The sequence below is a fragment of the Nocardioides sp. NPDC023903 genome (genome assembly GCF_040639295.1).
Taxonomy (GTDB): Bacteria; Actinomycetota; Actinomycetes; order Propionibacteriales; family Nocardioidaceae; genus Nocardioides.
The window spans coordinates 323,131-348,628 of the sequence record NZ_JBEZZS010000001.1; the positions used below are offsets into that span (position 1 = coordinate 323,131).

Annotated in this window: 23 protein-coding genes and 1 tRNA gene; 8 read left to right on the top strand and 16 right to left on the bottom strand. The window is 69.8% G+C overall.

From position 1 onward, the window contains the following. Positions 1-2: 2 nt before the first annotated feature. The 6 genes from AB0F44_RS01640 to AB0F44_RS01665 all read right to left on the bottom strand — a co-directional run bounded on the left by AB0F44_RS01640 (position 3) and on the right by AB0F44_RS01665 (position 6,966). Positions 3-1,070, bottom strand: coding sequence for an ABC transporter ATP-binding protein (locus AB0F44_RS01640; RefSeq protein ID WP_357352019.1), 1,068 nt, complete (start codon positions 1,068-1,070; stop codon positions 3-5). Further along, complete coding sequence (locus AB0F44_RS01645) at positions 1,067-2,074, bottom strand: ABC transporter ATP-binding protein (RefSeq protein ID WP_357352021.1); 1,008 nt, start codon at positions 2,072-2,074, stop codon at positions 1,067-1,069. Before AB0F44_RS01645 ends, AB0F44_RS01640 begins: the two co-directional genes overlap by 4 nt. Then, entirely contained in the window at positions 2,061-2,930 is an 870-nt protein-coding gene (locus AB0F44_RS01650) for an ABC transporter permease (protein ID WP_357352023.1), read from the bottom strand. Before AB0F44_RS01650 ends, AB0F44_RS01645 begins: the two co-directional genes overlap by 14 nt. Continuing rightward, entirely contained in the window at positions 2,927-3,979 is a 1,053-nt protein-coding gene (locus AB0F44_RS01655) for an ABC transporter permease (RefSeq protein ID WP_357352025.1), read from the bottom strand. The genes AB0F44_RS01650 and AB0F44_RS01655 overlap by 4 nt, the downstream gene beginning before the upstream one ends. Continuing rightward, on the bottom strand, positions 3,976-5,544 hold the full coding sequence (locus AB0F44_RS01660; protein WP_357352027.1) for an ABC transporter substrate-binding protein: 1,569 nt from the start codon (positions 5,542-5,544) through the stop codon (positions 3,976-3,978). Before AB0F44_RS01660 ends, AB0F44_RS01655 begins: the two co-directional genes overlap by 4 nt. Before the next feature lie 75 nt (positions 5,545-5,619). Continuing rightward, entirely contained in the window at positions 5,620-6,966 is a 1,347-nt protein-coding gene (locus AB0F44_RS01665; RefSeq protein WP_357352029.1) for an LLM class flavin-dependent oxidoreductase, read from the bottom strand. 168 nt (positions 6,967-7,134) lie between these two features. On the opposite strand from AB0F44_RS01665, the gene AB0F44_RS01670 reads away from it, so the two are divergent. Then, positions 7,135-8,031 carry a LysR substrate-binding domain-containing protein gene (locus AB0F44_RS01670; RefSeq protein ID WP_357352031.1) on the top strand — a complete coding sequence of 299 codons (897 nt, stop codon included), beginning with the start codon at positions 7,135-7,137 and terminating at the stop codon, positions 8,029-8,031. Further along, positions 8,031-8,564 (top strand): cupin domain-containing protein, encoded by a 534-nt coding sequence (locus AB0F44_RS01675; protein WP_357352033.1) that lies wholly within the window; start codon positions 8,031-8,033, stop codon positions 8,562-8,564. The genes AB0F44_RS01670 and AB0F44_RS01675 overlap by 1 nt, the downstream gene beginning before the upstream one ends. Before the next feature lie 14 nt (positions 8,565-8,578). On the opposite strand, the gene AB0F44_RS01680 is transcribed toward AB0F44_RS01675, so the two are convergent. From AB0F44_RS01680 to AB0F44_RS01690, 3 genes are all read right to left on the bottom strand, one after another. Next, complete coding sequence (locus AB0F44_RS01680) at positions 8,579-9,082, bottom strand: RDD family protein (RefSeq protein ID WP_357352035.1); 504 nt, start codon at positions 9,080-9,082, stop codon at positions 8,579-8,581. Between the two features lie 20 nt (positions 9,083-9,102). Continuing rightward, positions 9,103-9,609, bottom strand: coding sequence for a hypothetical protein (locus tag AB0F44_RS01685; RefSeq protein WP_357352037.1), 507 nt, complete (start codon positions 9,607-9,609; stop codon positions 9,103-9,105). Between the two features lie 169 nt (positions 9,610-9,778). Further along, positions 9,779-10,615, bottom strand: a complete 837-nt coding sequence (locus AB0F44_RS01690; RefSeq protein WP_357352039.1) for a class II glutamine amidotransferase — start codon at positions 10,613-10,615, stop codon at positions 9,779-9,781. Positions 10,616-10,954: 339 nt separating this feature from the next. Between AB0F44_RS01690 and AB0F44_RS01695 the strand changes: the two genes are divergently transcribed. Continuing rightward, the gene (locus AB0F44_RS01695; RefSeq protein WP_357352041.1) at positions 10,955-12,838 is read left to right on the top strand and encodes a glycoside hydrolase family 15 protein; all 1,884 of its coding nucleotides are present in this window, start codon (positions 10,955-10,957) and stop codon (positions 12,836-12,838) included. A 130-nt stretch (positions 12,839-12,968) separates the two neighbouring features. On the opposite strand, the gene AB0F44_RS01700 is transcribed toward AB0F44_RS01695, so the two are convergent. Together AB0F44_RS01700 and AB0F44_RS01705 are read right to left on the bottom strand one after the other, a co-directional pair. Next, positions 12,969-13,042: transfer RNA gene (locus tag AB0F44_RS01700), tRNA-Pro, on the bottom strand. Between the two features lie 61 nt (positions 13,043-13,103). Continuing rightward, positions 13,104-13,841: an FCD domain-containing protein gene (locus tag AB0F44_RS01705; RefSeq protein ID WP_357352043.1), complete on the bottom strand. Its 738-nt coding sequence runs from the start codon at positions 13,839-13,841 to the stop codon at positions 13,104-13,106. Positions 13,842-13,988: 147 nt separating this feature from the next. Between AB0F44_RS01705 and AB0F44_RS01710 the strand changes: the two genes are divergently transcribed. The 3 genes from AB0F44_RS01710 (at position 13,989) to AB0F44_RS01720 (ending at position 16,528) form a co-directional block, all read left to right on the top strand. After that, positions 13,989-14,489, top strand: a complete 501-nt coding sequence (locus AB0F44_RS01710) for a gluconokinase (protein ID WP_357352698.1) — start codon at positions 13,989-13,991, stop codon at positions 14,487-14,489. Then, positions 14,486-15,868: a gluconate:H+ symporter gene (locus tag AB0F44_RS01715; protein ID WP_357352044.1), complete on the top strand. Its 1,383-nt coding sequence runs from the start codon at positions 14,486-14,488 to the stop codon at positions 15,866-15,868. Before AB0F44_RS01710 ends, AB0F44_RS01715 begins: the two co-directional genes overlap by 4 nt. 81 nt (positions 15,869-15,949) lie before the next feature. Further along, entirely contained in the window at positions 15,950-16,528 is a 579-nt protein-coding gene (locus AB0F44_RS01720; protein WP_350658041.1) for a hypothetical protein, read from the top strand. Between the two features lie 45 nt (positions 16,529-16,573). On the opposite strand, the gene AB0F44_RS01725 is transcribed toward AB0F44_RS01720, so the two are convergent. After that, positions 16,574-17,068 (bottom strand): VOC family protein, encoded by a 495-nt coding sequence (locus AB0F44_RS01725; protein ID WP_357352046.1) that lies wholly within the window; start codon positions 17,066-17,068, stop codon positions 16,574-16,576. A gap of 113 nt (positions 17,069-17,181) precedes the next feature. Here AB0F44_RS01725 and AB0F44_RS01730 point away from each other — a divergent pair, with 113 nt between their 5' ends. Next, positions 17,182-17,673 (top strand): MarR family transcriptional regulator, encoded by a 492-nt coding sequence (locus tag AB0F44_RS01730; protein ID WP_357352048.1) that lies wholly within the window; start codon positions 17,182-17,184, stop codon positions 17,671-17,673. Positions 17,674-17,745: 72 nt separating this feature from the next. Here AB0F44_RS01730 and AB0F44_RS01735 read toward each other — a convergent pair whose 3' ends face one another. Further along, positions 17,746-21,537: a S8 family serine peptidase gene (locus tag AB0F44_RS01735; RefSeq protein ID WP_357352050.1), complete on the bottom strand. Its 3,792-nt coding sequence runs from the start codon at positions 21,535-21,537 to the stop codon at positions 17,746-17,748. A gap of 116 nt (positions 21,538-21,653) precedes the next feature. Here AB0F44_RS01735 and AB0F44_RS01740 point away from each other — a divergent pair, with 116 nt between their 5' ends. After that, the gene (locus AB0F44_RS01740; protein WP_357352052.1) at positions 21,654-22,685 is read left to right on the top strand and encodes a helix-turn-helix domain-containing protein; all 1,032 of its coding nucleotides are present in this window, start codon (positions 21,654-21,656) and stop codon (positions 22,683-22,685) included. Here AB0F44_RS01740 and der read toward each other — a convergent pair. From der to cmk, 3 genes are read right to left on the bottom strand one after another with little or no spacing between them, the layout of a single operon-like run. Continuing rightward, positions 22,682-24,067 carry a ribosome biogenesis GTPase Der gene (der, locus tag AB0F44_RS01745; protein WP_357352054.1) on the bottom strand — a complete coding sequence of 462 codons (1,386 nt, stop codon included), beginning with the start codon at positions 24,065-24,067 and terminating at the stop codon, positions 22,682-22,684. The two genes, AB0F44_RS01740 and der, sit on opposite strands and share 4 nt — an antisense overlap. Next, positions 24,060-24,800, bottom strand: a complete 741-nt coding sequence (locus AB0F44_RS01750) for a lysophospholipid acyltransferase family protein (RefSeq protein WP_357352056.1) — start codon at positions 24,798-24,800, stop codon at positions 24,060-24,062. Before AB0F44_RS01750 ends, der begins: the two co-directional genes overlap by 8 nt. Further along, positions 24,797-25,492, bottom strand: coding sequence for a (d)CMP kinase (gene cmk, locus AB0F44_RS01755; RefSeq protein ID WP_357352058.1), 696 nt, complete (start codon positions 25,490-25,492; stop codon positions 24,797-24,799). Before cmk ends, AB0F44_RS01750 begins: the two co-directional genes overlap by 4 nt. Positions 25,493-25,498 lie beyond the last annotated feature (6 nt).

The window sequence follows — 25,498 nt, forward strand, 5'->3', positions numbered from 1 at the left end:
GTCTACCGGCGGAGTGCCGGAAGGTCGCTGGCGGTGAGGTTGTTGGCGAGCTCGAGAGCCCCGATGCCCTCGGTGCGGATCTGGCCGAGCCAGGTGGCGGCGACGTGGCAGGCGGCGCTCCGCTCGGTGGCACCGGGCAGCGGCAGGGCGGACGGCTCCTGCTGGCAGGCGTCGTGGGCGAACCGGCATCGGGCGGCGAACACGCAGGCGCCGGGCCCGGTGGGGAAGGGATCGGCGCCCGTCGCCGGCCGGATGTCGGCCGGACGGAGTCGGTCCTCGTGGCCGACCGAGGGCGCGGAGGCGGTGAGGAGGCCGGTGTAGGGATGCGCCGGGCGGGTCAGGACCTCCTCGACCGGGCCGGTCTCGACAAGCCGGCTGCGGTAGAACACGGCGATCCGGTCGGCGATCCCGGCCAGCGAGGACAGGTCGTGGGCGATGATCACGACGGCGAGGCCGAGCTCGCGGCGTAGCCGGTCCAGCAGGCTGAGCACGAGGTTGCGGTTGGAGACGTCCAGCGCGCTGACCGGTTCGTCGCAGAAGAGCAGCTTGGGACGGGTGACGATGGCGCGGGCGAGCGCGATCCGCTGCCGCTGACCGCCGGAGAGCTGGCGCGGAAGCCGGTCACCGATGTCGGCCGGGTCGAGACCGACGAGCCCGATGGCCTCCTCGACCCGGGCGCGCTGCTCGCTACGGGGTACGCCACCCACGGCCAGCGGCTCGGAGACGATCTGGTCGACGGTGAGGTCGGGGTCGAGGGAGCGCAGCGGGTCCTGGAAGACGAGCTGGACCTGGCCGCTGCGGCGGAACCGGCGCTGCGCGGCCCCCGTGAGCCCGCCGATGTCGGCGCCGTCGAAGACGATCGACCCGGTGGCCGGCGCAACCAGGCCGACGATGGCGCGGGCGAGGGTCGTCTTGCCCGATCCGGTCTCGCCGACGATGCCGAGGATCTCGCCGGGACGAACCTCGAGGCTGACGTCTCGCAGCGCGGCGCCAGTGCCGAGGTGCGTGCCCTGGCGTGGGGGCGCGTAGGTGACCGAGAGATCGGTGATGCTCAGCAGCGGCGTACTCATGCGGAAGCCTCCAGACGTACGCAGCGAGCACTACGCACAGGTCCGATGTCGGTCAGGGGCACGGGTCCGCCGAGGCACGCCTGGGCTGCGTGCCGGCAGCGCGGGGCGAACCGGCAACCCGGCATCCGCTCCCCCGCTGCCGGCGGCTGACCGGGGATGACCTCGAGGGTGCGGCGCGACCAGTCCCCGATGGTGGCCACCGAGAGCAGGGCGCGGGTGTAGGGATGGCGCGGGTCGGTGAGCACCTGCTCGGTCGGACCGGACTCGACGATCTCTCCGCCGTACATGACCAGGATCCGGTCACAGGTCTCGGCGACGACCGCGAGGTCGTGGGTGACCAGCAGCAGGGAGAGCTCGTGGTCGCGGCGCAGGCGGGCGATGAGCTCGAGGATCTCGGCCTGGATGACGGCGTCGAGGGCGGTGGTGGCCTCGTCGGCGATGAGCAGCTCGGGATCGCAGGCGACGGCGATGGCGATCAGGACGCGCTGGAGCATCCCGCCCGAGAGCTGGTGGGGGTACTGGTGGAAGACACCTGCGGGGTCGTGGAGACCGACCTGGCCGAAGAGCTCGACGGCACGTTCGCGGGCGTCTGGCTTGCCGAGTCCGCCGCGAACACGGAGCTGCTCGACGAGCTGACGGCCGACGGTGATGCTGGGGTTGAGGTAGGAGCCGGGATCCTGGAAGACCGCGCCGATGCGAGTGCCGCGGACACGGTCCCAGGCGGGTCGTGCGGCGCCGGTGAGGTCGACGGCAGCGGCTCCCTCGCCGAGGGTGATGGTGCCGGCGTCGACCTCACCGGTCTCGGGCAGCAGCCCGAGGACGGCGCGGCAGGTGAGCGTCTTGCCGCTACCGGACTCGCCGACCAGGCCGACGGCCTCGCCGCGGCGGATCTGGAAGGAGACCCCGTTCACGGCGACGAGGTGCTCCCCGACGCTGACCTGCAGGTCCTCGACGGTGAGGGTGCGGGGGCTGGTGGCGTACGTGTCTGGCTCAGGCTGCGACATCGACGGTCTCCTTCCGGTCGCGCGCCCGGGATGGGCGGCGGCGCTGGGTGCCGGCGTCACGGATGCCGTCGGCCAGGATGTTGAGGGAGCCGACGGTCGCCATCATCAGGAGCGCCGGGAAGATCGGCGCCCAGCTCTGCTGGGCGAGGTAGCCGAGGTCGGCCGAGAGCATCCCGCCCCAGGTCGGGGCCGGCGGCTGGACGCCGATCCCGAGGAACGAGAGCGAGGCGACCACCAGCAGGCTGGCGCCGGTGGCGTGCGCGGCGGCGACGGCGACGTTGGGAAGCACCTTGCTCCAGATGTGCTTGCGCAGCGTCCACCACTGGCTCGCACCCATCAGCTCGGCGGCCTCGACGTACTGCGTCCGCCGAAGGCCGAGGGCCACCGCCCGGGTGACCCGGAAGAACATCGGGCTGATCAGGACGCCGACCGCGATCATCGCCTGCTGCAGGCCGTTGCCGATGGTGCCGGCCACGGCGATGGCGAAGACGGTGAACGGCAGGATCATCAGGGTGTCGGCGATCCGCAGCGAGACCCACTCCCCGACCCTGCCCATCCAGGCCGAGGCCAGCCCGGAGGGGACGCCGAGGACCGCGGCGATCGCGACCGCCTCCAGAGCACCGACCACCGAGAGCCGGGTGCCGGCCATGAGCCGCGACAGGACGTCGCGCCCGACGTAGTCGGTGCCGAGCAGGTGCTTCCCGGACGGGGCCTGGAGCACCTCGTCACTGAACTGCCGCAGTGGGTCGTACGGCGCCAGGGCGCCGCCGAAGACGACCAGGAAGGCGATCACGGTCAGGACCGCGAAGGCGAAGCGGCTTGCGGGCTGGGCCCACAGGGCCTTGAGCGTTCTCATCGTTTCCAGCCCTTCGTGCCGCGGGCGGCCGGGTCGAGCGCGGCCTGGGCGACGTTGACCACCAGGCTGGCGATGACCACGACGACCGCGGTGACCAGCAGGGTGCCGAGGACCACGGGTACGTCCCCCTTCTCCGAGGACTGCAGGGCGAGCTGGGCGATGCCGGGCAGGCCGAAGAGCTTCTCGGTCATGACGGCACCGCCGATGACGAGCGGGATCGCCAGGCCGATGACGGCCAGCGTGGGAGCTGCGGCGTTGCGCAGCACGTGGCCGAACAGGACCCGGCGGCGACCGAAGCCGCGCATCTGGGCGCCGATCGCGTAGTTCTCCCGCAGCGCCCCGACCAGCGAGGTGCGCAGCTGCCGGGCGATCGAGGCCGCCACGTCGAGGCTCAGCGCCAAGGAGGGCAGGATCGCGAAGCGGAGCCACTCGGCCGGGTTCTCCCCGATCGGTACGTAGCCCCCGGCGGGAAGCAGCTTCGCCTTGACCGCGAAGACCACGATCAGCGCCATCCCGATCACGAACGGCGGGAGCGTGCCGAGCAGGGAGCAGACGACGGTGACCGCCCGGTCGAAGACTCCCCCGTTGCTCAGCGCCGCGCCGATCCCGGCCGACCCGCCGATCAGGACCGCCAGCACGATGGCGAGCAGGGCGATGGAGAGGTCGACCGGCAGCGCCTGGGCGATGCTGTCGGCGACCGGGACGGTCGTGAACCAGGAGACCCCGAGGTCGCCTTGCAGCGCGGAGCCGAGCCAGTCGGCGTACTGGACCACCAGCGGGCGGTCGAGACCGAACTGGTGGTCGAGCCGGGCGATGTCGGCCTCGGTCGCGGTCTCGCCGAGCACCGCCGCGGCCGGGTTGGTCTTCGCCATCGCCCCGAGCGCGAAGGTGATGACCGAGGCCAGCAACAGCACGGCCGCGGTGATCGCGACCAAGTTGAGGATGCGGCGGACCCAGCCGCCGACGGCCCTGGCCCTCGGTCGAGCCGCCGCGTCCACGGGCCGCTCTGCGTACGTGGCCGTGGAAGCGGTGGCTTGGGCCACGCTCACGAGGTCGTCACCCCCTCGAAGCGCTGCAGGCTCGGCGAGGCGGGCAGCGCAGTGGCGTTCTTGCGGACGATGATCCGCGGCGCGTTGTAGAGGAAGGTGTTCGGGAAGCTGGTGATCGCGATCCTCGTCGCCTCCTGCAGGACCGACGGATAGGCGGGGTCGTCGGTCGGGGTGGCCCGGACCTTCTTGAGCTGGGCCTCCAGGGCGGGGTTCGTGGCGCGGTTGGGGTTCATCAGGCCTTCCTTGCCGAAGAGGACCTGGAAGGCCTGCACCGGCGACTCCCGGCCGGCGAAGCCGTCGTAGGTGAGCGCCTGGGAGTGCTCGATGTATACGAGCTGGGTGTGCTGGGTCTGCGGGATCGACTTGATCGTGAGCTCGATCCCGATCTCCTTGAGCTGGGCCTGGATCAGCTCGACGGCGGCCGCGGCCTGGCCGCTGCTGGTGAACTCGCCCTTGACCGGGCCGGTGTGGCCGGCGTCCGCGAGGACCTGCTTCGCCTTCTCCGGGTTGTACTCGTAGACGCCCTCGAGCTCGGGGTTGTAGCCGACGTACCCCTTGGGAAAGAGCTGGTAGTTGACCTCGCCGATGTCGAAGTTGGCGACCTTCTTGATCTTCTCCCGGTCGATGCCGAGCTTGAGCGCCTCGACGACCGCGGGGTCGTCGAAGGGCTTCTTCCCGGCATGTACGTCGAGGCACGAGACGAACATCGAGTCGAGGATCTGCACCTCGAGGCCTGCCTGCCTGGCCTGTTCGACCTGGGCGCCGGAGATGCGGGCGACGTTGTACTGGCCGGACTGGACCGAGGCGACCGCGGTGGCCGGGTCGGGCTGGGGGTAGAGGTGGAACTCGTCGACCTTGATCTCGTCGGCGAGCTGGAAGTGGGCGTTCTTCACCAGCTCGGCGTGGTCGTTCTGGACGTACGTGGTCAGGCTGAACGGCCCCGAGCCGGCCGGCTTCGTGGCCAGGGAGGCGGCGTCCTTCTCGAAGGCGGCGGGGTTGACGACCATGCCCGTCTTGCCGGCGAACAGGGCCGGGATCTGGTAGTCGACCTCGGCCAGGTCGAGCACCACGTCGAGGTCGCCCGAGGCGGTCACCTTGGTGATCCCGATCATCTGGGGCGCGATCAGGGAGCCGTCGGCGGTCCGGCCGCGTTCGATCGACTTGGCCACCGCCGCCGCGTTCAGGGGCGTGTCGTCGCTGAACTTCAACCCCTGCTTCAGGGTGAAGGTCACCTGCGTGCCCTGGGAGTTGTACGTCCACTTCTCGGCCAGCCACGGCACCGGGTTGCCCTTCTCGTCGAGGCCGGTGATGGCCTCGTAGACGAGCGCCAGCATCTGGACGTCGGAGCCGGCCGAGGAGGTCACCGGGTCCCAGGTGGTGGGCAGCTGCCAGGCCCAGGTGATCCGTCCACCGGACGTACTGGCGCCGGTCTCGGAGCCGCAGGCCTCCAGGGCGAACACGGCCGCGGCGCCGAGGGTGAGGCCGAGCAGGCTGCGCCGGCTCAGGGTCGGCGTGGATGACGTGGTCGAGAGCTTGCGCATGGGCGCGGGTGCCTTGTTGGCCATGGGAGGGATCGGTCTTCCTGTGTCGTCTCTGGCGGTGAGGTGGGTGTGTCGTCGGCGCCCGAGCGCTGTTGGAGGTCAGCTCGTCGTGGTGCGGCGAGCCAGGGTGTGGCGGTTCTCTGGGATCGGAAGGCCGAGGTTTCCGCGGAGGGTGGTGGCCTCGTACTCGCGGCGGAAGACGCCGCGCTCGGTCAGGATCGGGATGACCTCCTCCACGATCCGCCGGAAGTTGGCGGGGTGGTCGACGCCGATGTTGAAGCCGTCGCAGGCCCGTGCGTCCCACCACTCCTGCAGCTTGGTGGCCACCGTCTCTGGGCTGCCGACGAACTCCGACTTGCGGAAGACCCGGGTCGCCTCCACGGTCTGGCGCAGCGTCCAGCCGTTCTCGACCGCGCGCTGGGTGATCTTCTGGGCTTGGGTGAAGAAGGATCGCTCGCCGTGCTCGAGCGCCTCGGCCGGGAAGGGTGCGTCGAGGTCGTACTGCCGGAAGTCGTGCCAGCCGAAGGGACGGCCGAACTCGGCGAGGGCCTCCGCGAAGCCGTGGTCGCGCTCGTGGTCGGTGGCCTCGATCTCACGGGCCTCCTCGTCGGTGTCGCCGACGACGACCTTCACCCCCGGCATGATCACGAGGTCGTCGGGGTTGCGGCCGAAGCCGCGGGCACGGGTCTTGATGTCGTCGTAGAACGCCTGGCCGCTGCCGATGTCGGGAGCGTGGGTGAAGATCCCCTCCCCCATGGAGGCACCGAGGTCGCGGCCCTGGTCGGAGTCACCGGCCTGGAAGATGACCGGATGTCCTTGCGGGCTGCGCTGCAGGTTGAGCGGGCCGGCGACCTTGAAGTAGGTGCCTTCGTGGTTCAGCGCGTGCTGCTTGTCGGGGTCGAGGAACCGGGCGGTCTCGCGGTCGCGTACGAACGCGTCGTCCTCGTAGGAGTCCCACAGGGCACGGGCAAGCTCGACGTACTCCTGGGCGCGGCCGTAGCGGGTGTCGTAGTCGTAGTGCTCGTCGAGCCCGTAGTTGGTCGCGGTGCCGGCGTCACCGGTGGTGACCACGTTCCACCCGGCGCGACCGTGGCTGATCAGGTCGAGGGAGGCGAAGCGGCGTACCAGGTTGAAGGGGCTGTTGAAGCTCGTGGTCGCGGTGCCGACCAGACCGAGATGCTTCGTGTGGGTGGCCACCGCGGAGAGCAGGGTGAGCGGTTCGAGACGGTTGAGGTAGTGCGGCGGGCTGTGCGGGGTGATGAACTGGCTGTCCACGATGAACATCAGGTCGAAGCGGCCCTGCTCGGCGAGCTTGGCTGTCTGGATGAACCAGTCGATGTTCACGCTCGCGTCGCCGGGGATCTCCGGGTCGAGCCAGAGCCGGTGCTGGCCCGGACCGCCGGTGCCGTACGGAACGGCGCCCAGCTTGATCGTGCGTCGGGACATGCTGCCTCCGTGGGTGGTCAGCCGCGGCCGGTTGTCAGCCCGCGGTGGCCCTCTTCCCAGAGAGCCTTATGTCTATGAGTTTGATAAACAAATGGCACCGGGTCCAACGACGTTCCACGATGCTGAACCATCACGAACGCTCATCAATTGTGTATTAGTCTGATCGACATGAGTCAGAATCTGGATATCGCCCCTCTGCGCAGCCTCGTAGCCGTCGCAGACTTCGGCGGCTTCCAGCGGGCCGCCACCGCGCTGCACCTGACCCAGAGCGCGGTCAGCCAGCACGTACGCCGCCTGGAGGCCGCGATCGGGCGCACGCTGGTCGAGCGGCAAGGTCGTGGATCCCGGTTCACCGCCGATGGGGCTGTGCTCCTGACGCAGGCGCGCCGGATCATCGCGCTGCATGATGAGACGGTGGCGAAGTTTCGTCCCTCCCCCACCGACGCCCCGGTCACGGTCACGATCGGGTCGACCGAGCACGCCGCCGCACAGCTCTTGCCCAACGTGTCCAGAGCGCTGTCCCAGTCGGTGCCGAAGCGCGACTTCCGATTCCGGATCGACCGCGGCAACAAGCTGCGCGAGGGCCTCACCACCGGTGGGGTCGACCTGGCCCTGCTGATCCAGCAGGCCGACGATCCCCGGGCCCTCTATGTCGGAGACCTGACCCTCACCTGGTTCGCCTCGCACTCCTGGCGTCTCCCGGCGGCGACCAGCCCCGTGCCCATCGTCGCCTTCGACGAACCGTGCGCGCTTCGTAGCCGGGCGTTGGAGACGCTCGCCGATCACTCGATCCCGGCAACCATCGGCGCCGAGGCCATCCAGCTGGCCGGTGTTCAGGCAGCCGTCGGCGCCGGCCTCGGCGTCGCACTCATGGCCACCCTCGGCGAGACGCCTGAAGGCCTGGTCCGGGTGCCCGACCTCCCGACACCCGACCCACTGCCGCTCTACGTCTGCACCCGACCCGGCCTGCCCAAGGAGACGGCCGCACAGGTGGCCGCCGTCCTGCGACCGCTGCTCGCCCTGCCGGGCAACGACCCCGTTCTCACCCTGGCCAAAGGAGCCTGATGTCCGCCGTTCACGTACCCGCCGGGTCCTCCGAGGGGGACTACATCCGCACTCCGAGCGGCGTCCTCGTCCCCGCCGAGATCGACGCCTTCCACCGGCATCTCCACCACGTGGCTCCCTCCGGCCTGGTCGACCAGACCGGACAGACCTCTGGGATGCGGAGGCTCGAGGCGGTCAGCGGCAAGACCGTCGGCGCGAAGAACCTGTGGATGGGCCAGACCCACGTCCCGGCCTCGACCGCCTCGGCCAACCACCACCACGGCGCCTCCGAGACCGCGATCTACGTCGTCTCCGGCAACCCGGTCTTCGTCTTCCTCGACACCGAGGGTGACGAACCCGTCGAGACCCGCGTGGAGACCGGCCCCGGCGACTACGTCTTCGTGCCGCCGTGGGTTCCTCACCGCGAGGAGAACCCCGACACCGACACCGAGGCTGTCGTCGTGATCGCCCGCACCACCCAGGAGGCGATCGTCGTGAATCTCGACGGGCTCGACTGGTCCGAGGTCCGCCTCCGCGACGAGAACGGCTCCTGAGCCTGCGGACGCCGTCAGCGCTGCGGCGAGTCCGATTGGGCGCGGTTGAGGAAGTCCGAGAGTGGTCCCGGCATCTCAGCGCTCCGGTCTCCCCAGTCATAGACAACACAGGTCTTGGCGATCAAGTCGTGGACAGAACGATGTTCACGCTGCACCACGATCAGGAGCAGGCCGATCCCGAAGAAGATCACGCTGAGGGGAAAAACCAGCGTCCTGACGAACATGGTGCGCACCCCTGGTGCAGCGCCGTCGGCGCGTACGACGCGCAGTCCGGTCAGTCCCTTGCCAATCGTCCGGCCGGTGATGGCGAGGCTGATGAAGACGTAGCAGAAGGCCCAGATCACGAAGCCAGCGATCCCGAGCAGGGTCGAGCGGTCGTCGGTGAGCGACTTGGACGTGAACATCTCGAGCAGGTAGCCGAACCCGGCGACGCCCAGCGTGTAGAGGCCGGCGATGAGAAGGCCATCGATGGCGGCGGCAACTGCCCTGCTGATCGCTCCCGCATAGTGTCCGGACACCGAGCGACGTACCCGGCGGGTCATCGTGCTGCCGTTCCCGGGTCGGGCGCCCCTCGCTGGGCCGCAACCAGGTTGGGCGGCCCTTCCCGTCGCTCGTCCTCGCTCCGTCGCATCAGCCGGTCCACGATCCGGTCGACGACGACGTCGAGCCCCACCAGCTGTCGCCGGGCGACGTCGAGGGCGGATCCGGCCATCGAGTAGGTGCTCTCCGCGACGATGTCGGGGATGCCGGAGCGGCGTACGAGCGCCTCGAGGTCGACGTTCCTCAGCAGGGCGTCCAGGTCTACGTCGGCGAGGAGGGTGTTGAGGTCGACGCGTGCGAGCAACGCATCGATATCGACCGTCTCGAGGAGCCGGTTCATGTCGACCCGCGCCAGAACCGCGTCGAGGTCCACCCGGCTGAGCAGCGCGTTGAGGTCGACGTGTTCCAGGACGATGTCGGGGTCGACGGTGTCGACGACCCTTTCCGTCACCGCGCCGGCGACCCGGCCGAGGAGCCTCTTGCCGTTCTGCCGACCCTCGGTCATGACTTCGCCGGCTTGGACACGCGGAGCGTCACGGCAATCAGCCGGTCAACGACTCGAGGGCGACGACCGCGCCGGAGACGTCCTCGAGCACGAAGGTGTCGTCGCCTCGTCGTACGCGCAAGATTCCCATCGTCGGTTCCGCCTCCTCCGGTCGTGGATCGCTGGAAGCCTAGAGCCGTCTGGTCTGTCTCTCATCACCCACGTCGGGTGATGCAGGCGAAGGTGCGAACCCCTGCAGTTCCTCGCGGCCGCCCTTGACGATGAGGCAGGAGGACTCCGGCACCTCTCGCCACGCCCCCCGCAGGTCCCCCAACGGTTCGGACACTACGAGGCGTGCGTCATCGGAAAGCTGATGCAGTACTGGGTTGTCGGGGTATTGGAGACGGAGTGTGGCGACGTCGGTGTTGTGGAACAGCGATCGGGACCTACCCTCACTGGAGTATCGGAATGCCCACGTCGTTTCCCCGTCGGTGGTCGCCACCGACATCTGGATCGGGTACTCGACTCCGTGGCGTCGCCCCGTCTCCTCGATGAGGCCAACTGCCTGAGCCACCGCTTCCGGCGGGTTCTCTTGGAGTCCGAAGGTCAGGGCGAGGAAGAAGAACAGCTCCGAGTCCGTCGATCCCTCGATGTCGGGGAACAGCCCGGGCTCGACGGCCAGGGTCAGGTCGCGCTTCAGCAACGGGAAGTCGGCGATGGCCCCGTTGTGCATCCAAAGCCAGCGGCCGTGGCGGAAGGGATGGCAGTTGGTCTGCTGGACCGCCGTGCCGGTCGTCGCTCGGATGTGCGCGAAGACCCGACCGGCGGAAGCGTGGGCCGAGAGCTCTCGGAGGTTGCGGTCGTTCCAGGCGGGCTCGATGCTGTGGTAGGTCCCTGGGGTGTCCTGGGCGCCGTACCAGCCGACGCCGAAGCCGTCACCGTTGACCGTCTCCACGCCCAGCCGTGAGTGCTTGCTCTGCACCACGAGGGAGTTCTCCGGCTTGAACAGAAGGTCCTCCAGGAGCACCGGCGAACCTGAGTATGCGAGCCAACGACACATGTCGATCTCCCTTCTCCGCCACCGACACACATCGGAGCGCGACTGCTCCAGTTCAACAGCGAAGGCGGGCCCAGCGGATCACCCGTTGCGGATAACGGCGCTGGAGATAAACGGTGAGCCCCTGACTGCCATCCATCCGTCAACGGTGAGGTCAGGGCGCCGACAGCTGTTTCATCCCTAGTGGGTGATGTCGGTGGGGCGGCGGGGCGCGAGAATCGAACCACCGATGCCGACGGCGAACGGTGCCGCACCCGGCGGGCGTCTGCCCGCCGGCGACACCCGTCCTACGAGGATGAGGAGAAGCTCATGGCCGAGCAGCCCTCGATCGCCGACCACGCGATCATCGGCGACCTGCAGACCGCGGCGCTGGTGGCGAGCAACGGCGACCTCGATTGGTTCTGCACCCCGCGCTTCGACTCACCGAGCGTGTTCGCGTCCCTGCTCGACGCTGACCGCGGCGGCCACTTCCGGATCGCTCCGGAGGGAGACGGCTACCTGACCAGGCAGGCCTACCTGGGCGACTCGGCGGTTCTCGCCACCCGGTTCATGGTCGAGGCGAGCACGAGCTCGGTGATCGATTTCATGCCGATCTCGGATCCCGATGTGGCCCGGGATCAGCACACGATCGTCCGCGTCGTGCGGGGCGTGCGCGGGCGGACGCGGTTCCGGATTTCGTGCGCGCCCCGCTTCGACTACGGCCGTGCCTCCCATACGGTCGAGGTGACCCCTTCGGGGGCGGTGTTCGAGTCGGGTGGCACCCGCCTCGTGCTCCACGCCGGGGTACCCCTCGAACAGGTCGGCGACGACGTGGTGGCGTCGTTCGAGGTCGAGGAGGGCCAGGACGTCGGCTTCGTCCTTGAGACGGCCGGGGACGGGCCCCGCCGCGTCGAGGAGGGAGAGGTGCTCGCGGCGCTCGAGGGCACGGTCGGCTTCTGGCGCTCGTGGTTGGCGCGCTCGACCTACCGGGGGCGGTGGCGCGAGATGGTCAACCGGTCCGCCATCACCCTCAAACTGATGACCTACGCCCCGACAGGCGCACTGATCGCGGCTGTCACCGCCGGCCTCCCCGAACAGTTGGGGGGAGAGCGCAACTGGGACTACCGCTTCACGTGGATCCGAGACTCGTCGTTCTCGGTACGCGCCCTGCTCGGTCTCGGCTTCACCGAGGAGGCCGCGCAGCTCGCGCGCTGGGTCGGGGACCGGGCGCGCGAATCCGCAGCCGCCAACGAAGCCGTTCCCCTGAAGATCATGTACCGGGTCGACGGCTCCCCCGACCTCGTCGAGGAGACCCTCGATCACTTCAGCGGCTACAAGGAATCGCGCCCGGTCCGGATCGGCAACGGAGCTGCCGACCAGATACAGCAGGACATCTACGGCGAGTTCGCCGACTGCGCCTACGAGGCCGACCGGCTGGGTGCGCTGCCCGCCAGCTACGAAGGCCTCCAGACGTTCTCCCGGATCTTGAACTGGCTGTCCGAGAACTGGGACCAGCCCGACGCGGGCATCTGGGAAACACGCGGCGGTCTCCAGTCGTTCACGTACGGACGGGTGATGTGCTGGGTCGCCTTCGACCGCGGGATCCGGCAGACCACGAAGTACGGGCGAGGGCGAGCAGCCGACATCGCGCGGTGGACGGCGGCGCGCGAGGCCATCTACGAGCAGATCATGACCGCCGGCTGGCACGAGAAGCGCCAGGCCTTCGTCCAGCACTACGAGACCGACGTGCTCGACGCCTCCGTGCTCCTGGCGCCGGTCGTCGGCTTCATCTCCTCGCAGGACCCGCGGTGGCTGTCGACCCTCGACGCCATCGAGGAGGAGCTGGAGACCGACGGCCTGGTCTACCGCTACGACCCGGCCGCCTCACCCGACGGGCTGCAGGGGTCGGAGGGGACCTTCTCCATCTGCACCATGTGGTACGTCGACGCCATGGCCCGCGCCGGACGGGTCGAGAAGGCGAGGGTAGTGTTCGAGAAGATGCTCACCTACGCCAACCACGTCGGCCTCTACTCCGAGGAGATCGCCGTCAACGGAGAGCAGATCGGCAACTTCCCGCAGGCCTTCACCCACCTGTCGCTCATCAACGCCGCGCTCACACTGGACGCCCAGCTCGACCTCGCCGGCCGTCCGGGTCACGTGTCCGGCGACGGTATAGCCGCCCTTCTCGACGAACGCGAGCGCCCGCCGGGCTGAGCGCGTCCATCCGCGCCGCCGCCGCAAGCACCCCAATGGGCCCATGGCCCCGCCAACGGGCAACGTGGTGAACCTCGCGGACAGACGCAAAAACGCCCCTGACCTGCATGAGCAGGTCAGGGGCGATCTGTCGGGCTGACAGGATTTGAACCTGCGGCCCCTTGACCCCCAGTCAAGTGCGCTACCAAGCTGCGCCACAGCCCGAAACTGCGAGTGGATTTCTCCGCTCGAAGCGCTCCGAACATTACCGCACGGCTTCACGCGCTCACCAATCGGTATCCCTCTCCGGCGGGTCGTCGGCGGAGGCGAGGGCCTCGGCGGCTTCGTCGATGATGGCCCGCATGGCCTCCTCGGCGGCCGCCGGGTCGCCGTTGCGCACCGCGATCGCCACCTTCTCGTGCAGCTCGATGGCGGTCGGGTTCGGCTTGTCGGGCATCAGGTGGTGGTGCGTACGTCCGGCGAGTAGCTCTGCGACGAGGTCGCCGAACGCGGCGAGCATGTCGTTGCCGCAGGCGTTGAGCAGGACCCGATGGAAGGCCGTGTCGGCCTCCAGATAGGCCTCCAGGTCACCGGCGGCGGCGTGGACGACCATGTCGGCCACGGATCGGGCCAGCTCGCCGTGGTGCTGGGGCTCGGCCCGCTCGGCGGCGAGCCGGGCCGCGATCGGCTCGAACCCGAGCCGCAGCTCGGAGAGCGACAGCAGCTGCTCGCGCCGGCCCTCGCCGTCGAGCCGCCAGCGAATGACCAGCGGGTCGAAGACGTTCCACTCCTGCCGCGGGAGGACGGTGATACCGACACGTCGCCGTGTGGTGACCATGCCCATCGCCTGGAGAACGCGCACCGACTCCCGCGCGACCGGGCGCGAGACGTCGTACGTCGCCTGGATCCCCTCCAGCGTGAGAACGGCCCCTGGCGGCAGCTCGGCGGAGACGATCCTGCGCCCGAGAGCGTCTCGGACGCTCTGGTGCAGTCGATGTACGGCATCACCGCTGGAAGTCGTCACTGCGGCATCGTCGCACAATCCAAGCGCGACGTAATCAGAATCCGTTATGACACCCCACCTTGCCAAACGGATGCCTTTTGATGCACCCTGTGACGCGTGACACAGAACCCCCCTTCGACAGGCTCAGGACACCGCCTCCTCGTCGTCATGGGAGTCTCCGGCTCCGGCAAGTCGACCGTCGGCGCTGCGATCGCTCAGCGCCTCCGGGTCCCCTTCGCCGACGCCGACGACTTCCACCCGCCGGAGAACATCGCGAAGATGGCCTCGGGTCGTGCGCTGAACGATCACGACCGGCAACCGTGGCTGGAGACGCTCGGCGGCTGGCTCGCCGAGCACGAGCAGACCGGCGCGGTGCTGAGCTGCTCGGCGCTCAAGCGCAGCTACCGCGATCTGCTCCACAGTCGTGCCCGCGGCCTCCAGCTCCTCCACCTCAGCGGCACCCCGGAGGTGGTCGAAGCGCGCCTGGCCGCCCGCGCGGGGCACTTCATGCCGCCGTCGCTGCTGCGCTCGCAGTTCGCGACCCTCGAGCCCCTCGCTCCCGACGAGCAGGGCACGACCATCGACATCGACCAGGACATCGACGCGATCGTCGACCGCTACCTCACCACCATGAACCCGACCTCGAACCTGACCAGGGAGTCCGCATGAACATCCTCGCCGCCGCGACCGAGCCGGTCGCACCGGTCGCATCAGGAGGCGTACTCCTCGCCGCCGCACTGGCCTCGATCGCCCTGATCGTCGTCCTCATCACCTACGTGAAGCTGCACCCCTTCCTCGCGCTCCTGTTGGGCGGCGTCGCGGTCGGCGTGCTGGCGGGACGCAACGTGATGGACGTGATCACCTCCTTCGGTGAAGGCTTCGGCGCGACCGCCACCAGCGTCGGCCTGCTGATCGCGCTGGGCGCGATGTTCGCCAAGCTCCTCGCCGACTCCGGCGGTGCCGACCAGATCGTCGACACGATCGTGGGCAGGTCCTCGGTTCGTACGCTGCCGTGGGCGATGGCGCTCGTCGGCGCGATCATCGGCCTGCCGATGTTCTTCGAGATCGGCCTGGTGCTGCTGATGCCGGTCATCTACCTCGTCGCCCGTCGGGCGCAGGTCTCACTGATCACCGTCGGCATCCCCACACTCGCGGGCCTCTCGGCGATGCACGGCCTGGTGCCGCCGCACCCGGGTCCGCTGGCCGCTATCGGCGCGCTCCAGGCCGACCTCGGCACGACGCTCGCGCTCGGCGTACTGGTCGCCATCCCGGTCATCGTCGTCAGCGGACCGCTGTTCGGCAAGCTCGCGGGCCGCTGGGTCGTCGTGGACGCGCCGCACACCTTCGACGCCACCCCGGTGAGCAACGCCGACGCCCGTCGCCCGTCCTTCGGCGTCACCCTGTTCAGCGTCCTGCTGCCGCTCGTGCTGATGCTCGCCAAGGCGATCGTCGACATTGTCATCAACGACCCCGAGAACAATGTCCAGCAGGTCTTCGACGTGATCGGCTACCCGCTCGTCGCGCTGACCATCGCGGTCCTCGTCGCCATGTTCACGCTCGGCCGCGGTTCCGGGATGGACCGCCGCCAGATCGCCAAGACGGTCGAGATGTCGCTACCGCCGATCGCGGGCATCGTGCTCATCGTCGCCGCTGGTGGCGGGTTCAAGCAGTCGCTGATCGACACCGGCATCGGCACCCAGCTCGCCGACTGGGCCCAGGGCTCCGGTGTGTCCGCGATCGTGCTGGCCTGGGTGCTCGCGGTCCTCATCCGCCTCGCCACCGGCTCCGCGACCGTCGCCACGATCACCGCTTCGTCGCTGGTGGTCGATCTGGTCGCCAACATGCCGGCCGCCGAGGTCTCGCTCGTGGTGCTCGCCGTCGGCGCCGGCTCGGTGTTCTTCTCCCACGTGAACGACGCCGGGTTCTGGCTGGTCAAGGAGTACTTCGGCCTCGACGTCGTCCAGACGATCAAGTCCTGGTCGCTGATGGAGACGGTGCTCTCCGTGTCCGGTCTGGTGTTCGTGCTGGCGCTCAGCCTGGTGATCTGACACCCGCCCTGGCGAAACTGTCGGTGCTGTCCGACAGAATCACTCCTGACACATGGATCACACCCACCACAGGAGCTCACCGTGTCGGACTTCCCCCTTGCTGACAACACAGCCCCGGGCAACACAGCACCAACCAGCAAGCTCGACCCGATCTCTCGCAAGGGCACCCCGGCCCACCGCACGAAGTCGAAGCGGGAGGGTGCCGGGCGGCGCCAGGGCATGCCGGTGCAGGCGATCAGCCTCTCCGTGCCGGCATCCCTGGCGGCGCAGTGGAAGACCTACAGCCAGGAGGTCCCGCGCTCGTTGGTCGATGTCATGCTCGACGCCGTCGCGGCGACCCGCCCCCGGCTGCCGGTCCTCCTGCGTGCCCACCAGGCCGCGCTGCGCGAGAAGACCCGGCCCGTCTCCGACGGCACCTTCATGCGCACCGTCCCGCAGCCGAAGCGCCTCGAGGACCCGTACGTCACGATGCCCCTGCGTCTGCTGGCGACGAACGTCGACGTGCTTGACGCCATGGTCCACGAGATGGCCGCGGAGTCCCGCTCGCAGCTGGTCGTCGTGGCGCTGACGGCGTGGCTGGCCGACCGGCGCGCCGAGGAGCAGGTCTACGCCGAGCAGCTCGAGCTCGAGGTGCCCGAGGACCCGTTCGACCGTCCCTGAGCGCGGCCGGGACGGGCAGACGGCCCGTCCCGGCTGCGCAGGGTCTCAGAGCACCTTGGTGCCGTACATCTCCCCCAGCGGATCGGCGAGGAGCTCGAGCCGCTCGCCGTCGGGCCCCATGAAGTAGATCGACGACTTGGACTCGACCATGTAGTCGACGCCCGCGTCATCGAGCTTGGCGCGCAGGTAGTCCCACTTCTCCGCGGTCACCGAGATCGCGATGTGGTGCAGCCCGCCGAGCACCTCGGCGTACGGGCCCAGGTCGAGACCGGGAAGCGTGAAGAAGGCCAGCAGGTTGCCTGCCCCGACGTCGAAGAAGAAGTGGTCGGAGCCGGCGTAGTCGCGGTTCTCGAAGATCTCGGTCAGCGGGAACTCCAGGAGCCCCTGGTAGAAGTCGATCGACCTGCGTACGTCCGAGGAGAGCAGCGCGGTGTGGTGGATGCCGCGGGCCGTGCTGGCCGGGCGGAGGCCCTCCTCGCGGAGGTACTCCTTCTTGATCCGCTCACGGTCCTTCGTGATGAAGTCCATGTCGATGCTCATCGTGCTCTCCTCAGCCATAACGTTTCAGATCCAGTCTAGTTTCTGCGTCAACAGTTGCCGGTAATGGGCGCCGGTGCTGAAAGCACCAGTTCCGACTCGGTAAGGTGTGCCTTATGGACGAGGTCAAGTGGCTCAGTAATGACGAACAGGTCGCGTGGCGCTCCTGGCTTGCCGTCAACGCACAGCTCACCTCGCGGATGAACCGCGACCTCCAGGCCAAGAACGGCCTCTCCCTCGCCGACTACGACGTCCTGGTCAACCTGACCGACGTCCCCGACCGCTCGCTGCGGATGTACGAGCTCGGCGACAAGCTGCAGTGGGAGAAGAGCCGGCTCTCGCGCCAGGTGATGCGGATGGCTGCGCGCGGCCTCGTCGAGCGTCGCGAGTGCCTCGACGACCGGCGTGGTGCCTTCGTCGACCTCACCCCGGCCGGGCTCGAGGCCATCGAGGCCGCTGCCCCTGAGCACGTGAAGCTGATCCGCCAGGTCATGTTCGACGCCTTCACCCCCGAGGAGGTCGCCGCCCTGACCAAGCTCTACCAGGGCGTGCTCGAGCGCCTCGAGGTCAAGCCGGCCCGGGCCGCCGCGGACGGCTCCGCCGCCTAGCCGTCGGCCCCACAACGTAGACCGAGGCCCGCAGGTCACCATCGGTGACCTGCGGGCCTCTTCGTTGCGCTGCTAGCGCTCGGCCCCGAATGCCGAGACGACCTTCTGGGTCACCGTGTTGCCGGCGTCGTCGCGGGCGGTGGCCCGCAGCGAGACCAGGTCGGCGCCGCGCGCGGGGATGCGCAGGCGCGTCTCCCAACGGACACCGTCCTTGCGCAGCTTCACCGCGGTCCAGGTCGAGCCGCCGTCGTAGCTGACCTCCAGCGTCGCCCCGGACACGGAGCCGGCCCTCGGGGCACCCGGAACGGTGTAGGGCACCACCGCGAACGGGACCTCGGCACCCGCCCGCACCGTGCCGTCCAGCGCCGTGTCCACGTCGTAGTCGAGCTGGAGCAGCGGCAGCGGCGTACCGGCCTCGCCGGGCGGGACGGGATCCGCCTGGTCGGCCACGAACGTCCAGGACGTACGCGTGCTGGTCGAGTATCGGTGGGCGTCGCCGGCCGCATCGGTGTCGATCTCGAACCGGTACGTCTGCGGGCCCTCGGCCGCGGGGACCGCGGCCTGGACCGCCTGGCCGATGCCCTCGCGCACCAGCTTGTCGCCCTGGAAGAGGCGGGAGGTCACCGGGGTCTCGCCCCACGGGAACCCACCGGTGATCCCGGCGGGCCCGCTGGCGTGGGCGACGTTGACCTGGAACCAGTCGCCGCTGTGTCGCGGACCCCAGTAGCCGTCGCCGGTGCGGGGCGCGGTCACCGGAGCGAACCAGTTGCGCACCGTGGTGCTGCGCGGCTCGTACGCCTGTCGCACGCCCCGCTGCTCCCAGGTGCTCTCGTGATCCACGTTCTCGTACCAGGTGACGCCGTCGTAGGTGGAGACGTAGTCGGTCCGGTCGGTCGCCGTGGGCTGCAGCGCCCGGACGCTGAGGCACGGCGGCCACTGGTAGTCGCGGCAGTCGGCACGATCGTCGACGGCGAGCCGCTCCTGGGTGTCGTGGTAGCGGCTCTCCACGGTGGCGAGCTGCCGGGTCGTCGGTGCCAGCGCGAGCTCGGCCGGGATCTCACCGGGCCAGCTCTTGGAGACGTCGTAGAGGTAGGACGGGAACTCCACGGCCTTGCCCTCCAGGGTCACCCTGCCCTTCGCGGCGGCGGCCACGAGCTTCTCGCCCTGAGCCGACCGAACCGAGACGACGGGCAGGTCCTCCTGGGTGACGAAGTCGACCAGCGGGCCCGGACGGTCGTTGACGACCACGAGCAGCGCCGCTCCGGCCGCCTGGGCGGCGGCCTCCCGCTCCTCGGTGCTGACGGCGTCGTCCCTGGTCACGAGGACGGCGCGGCCCTTGGCGTCGACGCCCTCGTAGTCGGCGGTCGTGCCCTTGCCAGCGGCGACGGTCCGCAGCGACACCCGGCCGTCGAGCCTGGACGAGCCGAGCTGGTAGACCGGGTCGAAGGCGAGCGCCCGTGAGCTGCGCGCCGTCACGTCCAGTGCCGGCTCGGTGGCCCGCCAGCGTACGGCGAAGTCGAACTCGGCGCTGTCGACGGGGCCGGTGGCCTCCGCGTAGATCGAGTCGACGTCGACCGGGACGGCGTAGGTGGCGCCGAAGGTCGCGTAGAGCCCGCCGATGCCGGAGTCGTTGAAGAACTGGAACCGGCGGTAGGCGACGTCGCTGTCCTTGGGCGTCTTCAGGGCTAGCTCGTCGGCGTCGCGCGCGTCGAGCACGAGGGACTGGTCCTTGTCGGTGACGACGACCTGCGGGTTCCCGACCAGCGCGACGCCGGTCGAGCCGGGGCCCTGGGAGCCGGCGACGTCGAGGAACGCCGTGGCCGAGTACGTGCCGGGCTGCAGGCGCTGGGTCGGCACCGTGCCCGTGGCCGGGTCGATCGGCAGGCTGCTGACGAACTGGTCGCCGTAGCGGTAGAAGTCGACGTAGCCGGTGGCGGGCTCGCCGGACCGGTCGAGCGCGGTGATGTCGAGGCCGTAGCGCTCCTCCTCCTTGACCAGCGCGGTCGCGGTGCGCACGGTGATCTCACCAGAGGTGGCGACGACGGCGCCGCTGTACTTACCGGTCAGGGCGGCGTCATCTGCGTCGGCCGTGATGGTGACCTCGGCGCTTCCGCCGGCCGGGACCACGACCTCCTCGGCAGATGCTGAGACGAGGTCGCTCGCCTTGCCGTCGGGCCCGACGACGTCGGTGCTCAACGCGAGCGTCACGTCGGCGTCGGTGGAGTTGGTGTAGGTGACGGTGCCGCTGGCGGGCTCGTCGCCGTCGTGCGGCCAGCCGTAGAAGCCGAGGAACCCGTCGCCGGAGCCGTCCACGCCGTCGAGAGCGGCGGGCACGTCGAGGCGGCCCGTGCCGACCTCGTACGCCGGAGCGTCGATGTCGGCGGCCGAGGAGACCAGAGCGTTCTTGAGCTGCTCACCGGTGAGGTCGGGGTGGGCGCCCTTGAGGATCGCGGCCGCTCCCGCGACGTGCGGGGTGGCCATCGAGGTGCCGTCCATCGAGCGGTACCAGCCCTCGCCGGACGCTTGCTGGGAGCGGGCCGCGACGATGCCGACGCCAGGTGCAGTCAGTTCGGGCTTGATCGCGTGGTCGCCGACCCGCGGGCCGTAGCTGGAGAAGTCGGCGCGTACGTCACCGTCGTCGACCGCACCGACCGTGAGGGCGGCGTCCGCCGTGCCGGGGCTGCCGAGCGATCCCTCGGCGTAGCTGTTGCCGGCCGCGACGACGAACAGCGCGCCCGTCTCCTCGCTCAGCGCGTTGAGCGCCTGCGCCATCGGGTCGGTGCCGTCGTTGAGGCTGGAGTCGCCGAGGCTCATCGAGACGATGTCGGCGTTCGCCGCGCCCCACTCCATGCCGGCGATGATCCAGGAGTCTTGGCCGTAGCCGCCGTTGTCGAGGACCTTGCCGACCAGCAGGTCGGCACCCGGGGCGACGCCCTTGTAGAGACCTTCGCTGGCCGCGCCGGTGCCCAGGACGGTGGAGGCGACGTGCGTGCCGTGCCCCTGCACGTCGCTGGTGGCCTCCTCTCCCGGGACGAACGACTGCGCCTCGTCGACCTGGCTGGCGACGTCGGGGTGGGTGGAGTCGATGCCGGTGTCGAGCACCGCGACCGTGGCGCCCTTGCCCTCGAAGCCCGCGGCCCACGCCTCGGGCGCACCGATCTGCGCGGTGCTGCGGTCCAGGGTCGTCTCGGCCTTGCCGTCGAGCCAGATCTTCTCGACGCCGCCCCCGAGCTTCCCGGCCGGACCCGCGGCGCGCGCGGACGCCCCGCCGTCGGTGGCCACGGCCGACCAGAACGCGGACGCCTTCTTCTTGCTCACCGCGACGGCGTCAGCGTCGATGCTCGGCAGGTCGAGCGTACGCTCGGCGCCCGGCAGCTTCCCTGCCTTGGCGCGGGTCGAGGCCTGCTCCAGGATCAGCGGCGTGGCGTCGACCGTCTCGTCGTCGTAGCGCATCTCGAGGAGCGCGGTGAGGTCGAACAGCCGACGATCGAGGGTGCCCGCGGCCAGGTAGGGCTTGGCAGCGGTCGGGATCGCGTAGAGGTGGTCGCCCACCTGCTGGGTCTCGATCGCACCGCCGGCGGCGTCGAACCCGAGGGTCAGGACGCCGTCATCGGTGGCGGTCACGTCGATGACGTCGCCGGTCACGAGGGTGATCGTGGTCCGTCCGTCGTCGAGGGCGGGCGTACGTGGTGCCGTGCCGGCCGTGGTGCTGCCGGCGTCGGTCCGGGGGCCCTCAGGCGTCGGATCGGTGCCTGGGGTCGCATGCGCGCTGGTGGCCATGGTCGCGACCAGGGCGGTCGCCGCAGCAGCTGCCGCGACGGCCTTGGTGGCGGCCGATAAGCCGGATGTGGTTGGGGGTCTCATGGAGATGGACCTTGTCAATGGGGCGCGACAGGCGACAAGAGCGATGTCGTGGCGGCTTTACGGCATGGCGAGACTCCGTCAGAGCCGGAACGCCCCGTGCCTGTCGCAGAAGTGCCATGCTCGGCCACGTGCTCGGTCTGACCCCTGATGAGACCCTCGCCTACGGCGAGCTCATCACCATGCCCTCCGCCACCGCCGCCGAGTTCGCGGCCGCCCTCAGCGCCTTCGGCACCTCCCCGGGAGAGGCTCATCTGCTGCTGCGCCGGCTCGAGGAGTACGGCCTGGCCGCGCGGATCACCGGAGACGAGCGGCGCTTCGCCGCCGCCCCGCCCGCGATCGCACTCGGCGCGCTGCTCGCTCGACAGCAGGACGAGGTGCGACATGCCGAGATCGAGCTCAGCCGCCTCGACGAGGCGTACCGGGTGGCGGCCGCCGGCCGCGGACCCACGGACGTCGTCGATGTCATCCACGGCGAGGACGCCGTCCGGCACAGGTTCGAGCAGGTCCAGCTCGGCGCGCGCGAGCGTGTCGACGCATTCGTCCGCCCGCCGGTGATCGTGACCTCGAGCCAGCAGAACTCGGCCGAGAACAAGGCCGTCGCGCGCGGCGTGCTGTACCGCGTCGTCGTGGAACGCAGCATGCTCGAGAGCCACGACGTGACGGTCGACGAGGCGATCGAGGCGACGGACGCGGGCGAGGAGGTCCGGTTCGCCGATCACGTGCCGCTCAAGCTCATCATCGTCGACCGGCGGCTCGCCCTGATGCCGCTGACCTCCTCCGGCGACGTCGTCGGCGCGCTGCTGGTCCGGGAGAGCACCCTGCTCGACGCGCTGATCGCCCTCTTCGAGAACGTATGGGACCAGGCGACGCCGATGCTGGTGGGCACCTCAGGGCTCACCGGCGACGTCGCGGACCAGGTCGACGACGAGGACGCGCAGGTCCTCGGGCTGCTGCTCGCCGGGCTCACCGACCAGGCCGTCGCCAAACAGCTTGGTACGTCGCTGCGCACCGTGCAACGCCGGGTGCGGGCACTGCTCGACCTGGCCGGCGTCGAGACCCGGATGCAGCTGGGCTGGCACGCGGCGAACAACGGCTGGGTGCAGGCAGGGACGGGCGGTCAGCTGACGCCCGCCCCGCCGGAGAACTAGCGCTTGCGCTTCTCCCGGACCCGCTGCTGGAGCACGATCGGGGTGCCGACGAAACCGAACTCCTCGCGCAGACGGCGCTCGATGAAGCGCTCGTAGGAGGCCTCGAGCTTGCCGCTGGTGAACAGGACGAACGTCGGCGGCGCGGTGGAGGGCTGGGTGCCGAAGAGGATCTTCGGCTGCTTGCCGGACCGGACCGGGTGCGGGTGCTCGGCGACGAGGCGACCGAGGAACGAGTTCAGCGCGCCGGTGCCGATCCGCGTCTCCCAGCCCTCGAGGGCCTTGTCGAGAGCCGGGACCAGGCGGTCGACGTGCCAGCCGGTGCGCGCGGTGATGTTGATCCGCGGGGCCCACTTCACCTGGACGAGATCGCGCTCGATCTCGCGGTCGAGCTGCCAGCGACGGTCCTCGTCGACGAGGTCCCACTTGTTGAACGCGATCACCAGCGCCCGGCCGGCCTCGCGGACGGTCTGCAGGATCCGGATGTCCTGCTCGGAGATCTTCTCCCCACCGTCGAGGACCAGCACGGCCACCTCGGCGCGGTCGATGGCGGTCGTGGTGCGCAGGGAGGCGTAGTACTCGTGGCCCGACGCCTCCTTGACCCGCTTGCGGATCCCGGCGGTGTCGATGAAGCGCCACTCGCGGCCGCCGAGCTCGATCAGCTCGTCGACCGGGTCCACGGTGGTGCCGGCGACGTTGTCGACGACCGCCCGCTCCTCCTGCGCCAGCTTGTTCAGCAGGCTCGACTTGCCGACGTTGGGCTTGCCTACCAGCGCGATCCGCCGCGGGCCACCGATCTCGGTGCCCTCGGGAAGCGGCGGCGGGTCGGGGAGAACCGCGAGGATCGCGTCGAGCATGTCGCCCGATCCGCGGCCGTGCAGCGCGGAGACCGGCCAGGGCTCACCGAGCCCGAGGTTCCACAGCGCTGCGGCCTCGGCCTCGGTGCGCAGGTCGTCGACCTTGTTGGCGGCCAGGATGACCGGCTTGCCGGACTTGCGCAGGATGCGTACGACTGCCTCGTCGGAGTCGGTGATGCCGACGGTCGCGTCGACCACGAAGAGGACGGCGTCGGCCAGGGAGACCGCGATCTCGGCCTGAGCGGCGATCCGCTCGGCCAGGCCCTGGGCGTCGGGGTCCCAGCCGCCGGTGTCGACCAGCGTGAACGCCTTGCCGTTCCAGTCGGCGTCGTAGGAGACGCGGTCGCGGGTCACTCCGGGTACATCCTGGACGACGGCCTCGCGACGACCGATGATCCGGTTGACCAGGGTCGACTTCCCGACGTTCGGGCGCCCGACGACCGCCAGCACCGGCAGCGGGCCGGTCGGGGTCTCGTCGGTCTCGGTCAAGTTCCGCACGTCTTCGTACGAAACGTCGGGGTCAGTCATTGTTCTCCTCGCTAGGTAGCGGACCGGGCAGTTCGCGACCGGTCAACGCCAAGGCATGGTCCTGTTGGACCTGCATGTGCTTCTGGAGCAAACCCGAGACATGCCCGACTTGTTCCCTGGTACGCGGCCAGCCTACGCGCTCCACGTGGAAAGGCTCGCCATAGACGATGTCGATCAGAGCACCTTTGTGGGGCAGCGACGAGATCCCGCCACCCGGATCGCGGCTGCCGAGCATCGTCACCGGCACCACGGGAGCACCGGACGCGAGGGCGAGATAGGCGGCGCCGCGGTTGAAATGGGACAGGTCGCCGGCGCCGCGGGTGCCCTCGGGATAGATGCCCATCGCGTTGCCCTCGTGCAGCACCCGCAGCGCCATCTTCACCGCTGCGGGGTCGCTGCCGAACCGGTAGAGCGGGATCTGGCCGGCCCAGCGCAGGAACGGCCCGAGGAACCAGTGCTCGAACATCTCGAGCTTGGTCAGCGCGTGCACCGGACGCGGCGTGAAGATCGCCAGCAGCGGACCGTCGATGATCCCGATGTGGTTGGAGGCGAAGACGACCGGCCCGGTCGCCGGGATGTTGGCGGTCTCGTGCAGCCGCACGTCGAATCGACGCCGGATCAGCCGCCGGGCGTAGACGTTGATGTGATAGAGCGCCCACCGGCTTGGATGCGGGACCCCGTCGGTGCGGGGAAGGTCGGTGCGGGGCGTACCCGCAGGCGGGCTCGCGCTCACTCCCCCGCCTTCTCGGCGAGGTCGACGACGAGGTCGATGACCTCCTCTAGCGTGTAGGGCGTCGTGTCGAGGTGGGTGGCGCCCTCCGGCACCACCGCACCGCCCTTGGTGGAGTCGATCTTGTCGCGGTTCTCCAGCGACGCGCGGACGGCCTCCGCGTCGGTGCCGCCCTCCTCGGCCGCGCGTCGCGCGGCGCGGGCGGCGGGGTCGGCGGTGACGTACAGCTTCAGGTCGGCCTGGGGCCAGACCGCGGTGCCGATGTCACGGCCCTCGACCACGATGCCAGAGCCGGCGGCGAGCGCATCCCGGATCTCCTGCTGCTGGAGCGCGATCAGGCGGGCGCGGACCTCGGGGACCGTCGCGACCGGGGAGACCGCGGCGTTGACCCGGTCGCTGCGGATCTCGACCGAGACGTCGGCCCCGTCGAGGGCGATCGTCGGGGCGAGCGGGTCGGTGCCGGAGGTGATCACCGGCTTGCCGGCCGCGGCGGCGATCGCATCCGCGTCGTGCACGTCGATGTCGTTGCTCAGCATCCACCAGGTCATCGCCCGGTACATCGCACCGGTGTCGAGGAAGCGCATGCCCAGGCGGTCGGCGACGCCGCGCGAGGTGCTCGACTTTCCGGAGCCAGAGGTGCCGTCGACGGCGATGACGATGCGTGCGGGGTCAGTGGTGGGATTGCTGCTGCTCACGGGCGG

Bases quoted from the DNA above. Each gene is read 5' to 3' on its own strand.
- AB0F44_RS01640 (WP_357352019.1), bottom strand. From the start codon at position 1,070: ATGAGTACGCCGCTGCTGAGCATCACCGATCTCTCGGTCACCTACGCG.
- AB0F44_RS01645 (WP_357352021.1), bottom strand. From the start codon at position 2,074: ATGTCGCAGCCTGAGCCAGACACGTACGCCACCAGCCCCCGCACCCTC.
- AB0F44_RS01650 (WP_357352023.1), bottom strand. From the start codon at position 2,930: ATGAGAACGCTCAAGGCCCTGTGGGCCCAGCCCGCAAGCCGCTTCGCC.
- AB0F44_RS01660 (WP_357352027.1), bottom strand. From the start codon at position 5,544: ATGGCCAACAAGGCACCCGCGCCCATGCGCAAGCTCTCGACCACGTCA.
- AB0F44_RS01665 (WP_357352029.1), bottom strand. From the start codon at position 6,966: ATGTCCCGACGCACGATCAAGCTGGGCGCCGTTCCGTACGGCACCGGC.
- AB0F44_RS01670 (WP_357352031.1), top strand. From the start codon at position 7,135: ATGAGTCAGAATCTGGATATCGCCCCTCTGCGCAGCCTCGTAGCCGTC.
- AB0F44_RS01675 (WP_357352033.1), top strand. From the start codon at position 8,031: ATGTCCGCCGTTCACGTACCCGCCGGGTCCTCCGAGGGGGACTACATC.
- AB0F44_RS01685 (WP_357352037.1), bottom strand. From the start codon at position 9,609: ATGACCGAGGGTCGGCAGAACGGCAAGAGGCTCCTCGGCCGGGTCGCC.
- AB0F44_RS01695 (WP_357352041.1), top strand. From the start codon at position 10,955: ATGGCCGAGCAGCCCTCGATCGCCGACCACGCGATCATCGGCGACCTG.
- AB0F44_RS01710 (WP_357352698.1), top strand. From the start codon at position 13,989: ATGGGAGTCTCCGGCTCCGGCAAGTCGACCGTCGGCGCTGCGATCGCT.
- AB0F44_RS01715 (WP_357352044.1), top strand. From the start codon at position 14,486: ATGAACATCCTCGCCGCCGCGACCGAGCCGGTCGCACCGGTCGCATCA.
- AB0F44_RS01725 (WP_357352046.1), bottom strand. From the start codon at position 17,068: ATGAGCATCGACATGGACTTCATCACGAAGGACCGTGAGCGGATCAAG.
- AB0F44_RS01730 (WP_357352048.1), top strand. From the start codon at position 17,182: ATGGACGAGGTCAAGTGGCTCAGTAATGACGAACAGGTCGCGTGGCGC.
- AB0F44_RS01735 (WP_357352050.1), bottom strand. From the start codon at position 21,537: ATGAGACCCCCAACCACATCCGGCTTATCGGCCGCCACCAAGGCCGTC.
- AB0F44_RS01740 (WP_357352052.1), top strand. From the start codon at position 21,654: ATGCTCGGCCACGTGCTCGGTCTGACCCCTGATGAGACCCTCGCCTAC.
- der (WP_357352054.1), bottom strand. From the start codon at position 24,067: ATGACTGACCCCGACGTTTCGTACGAAGACGTGCGGAACTTGACCGAG.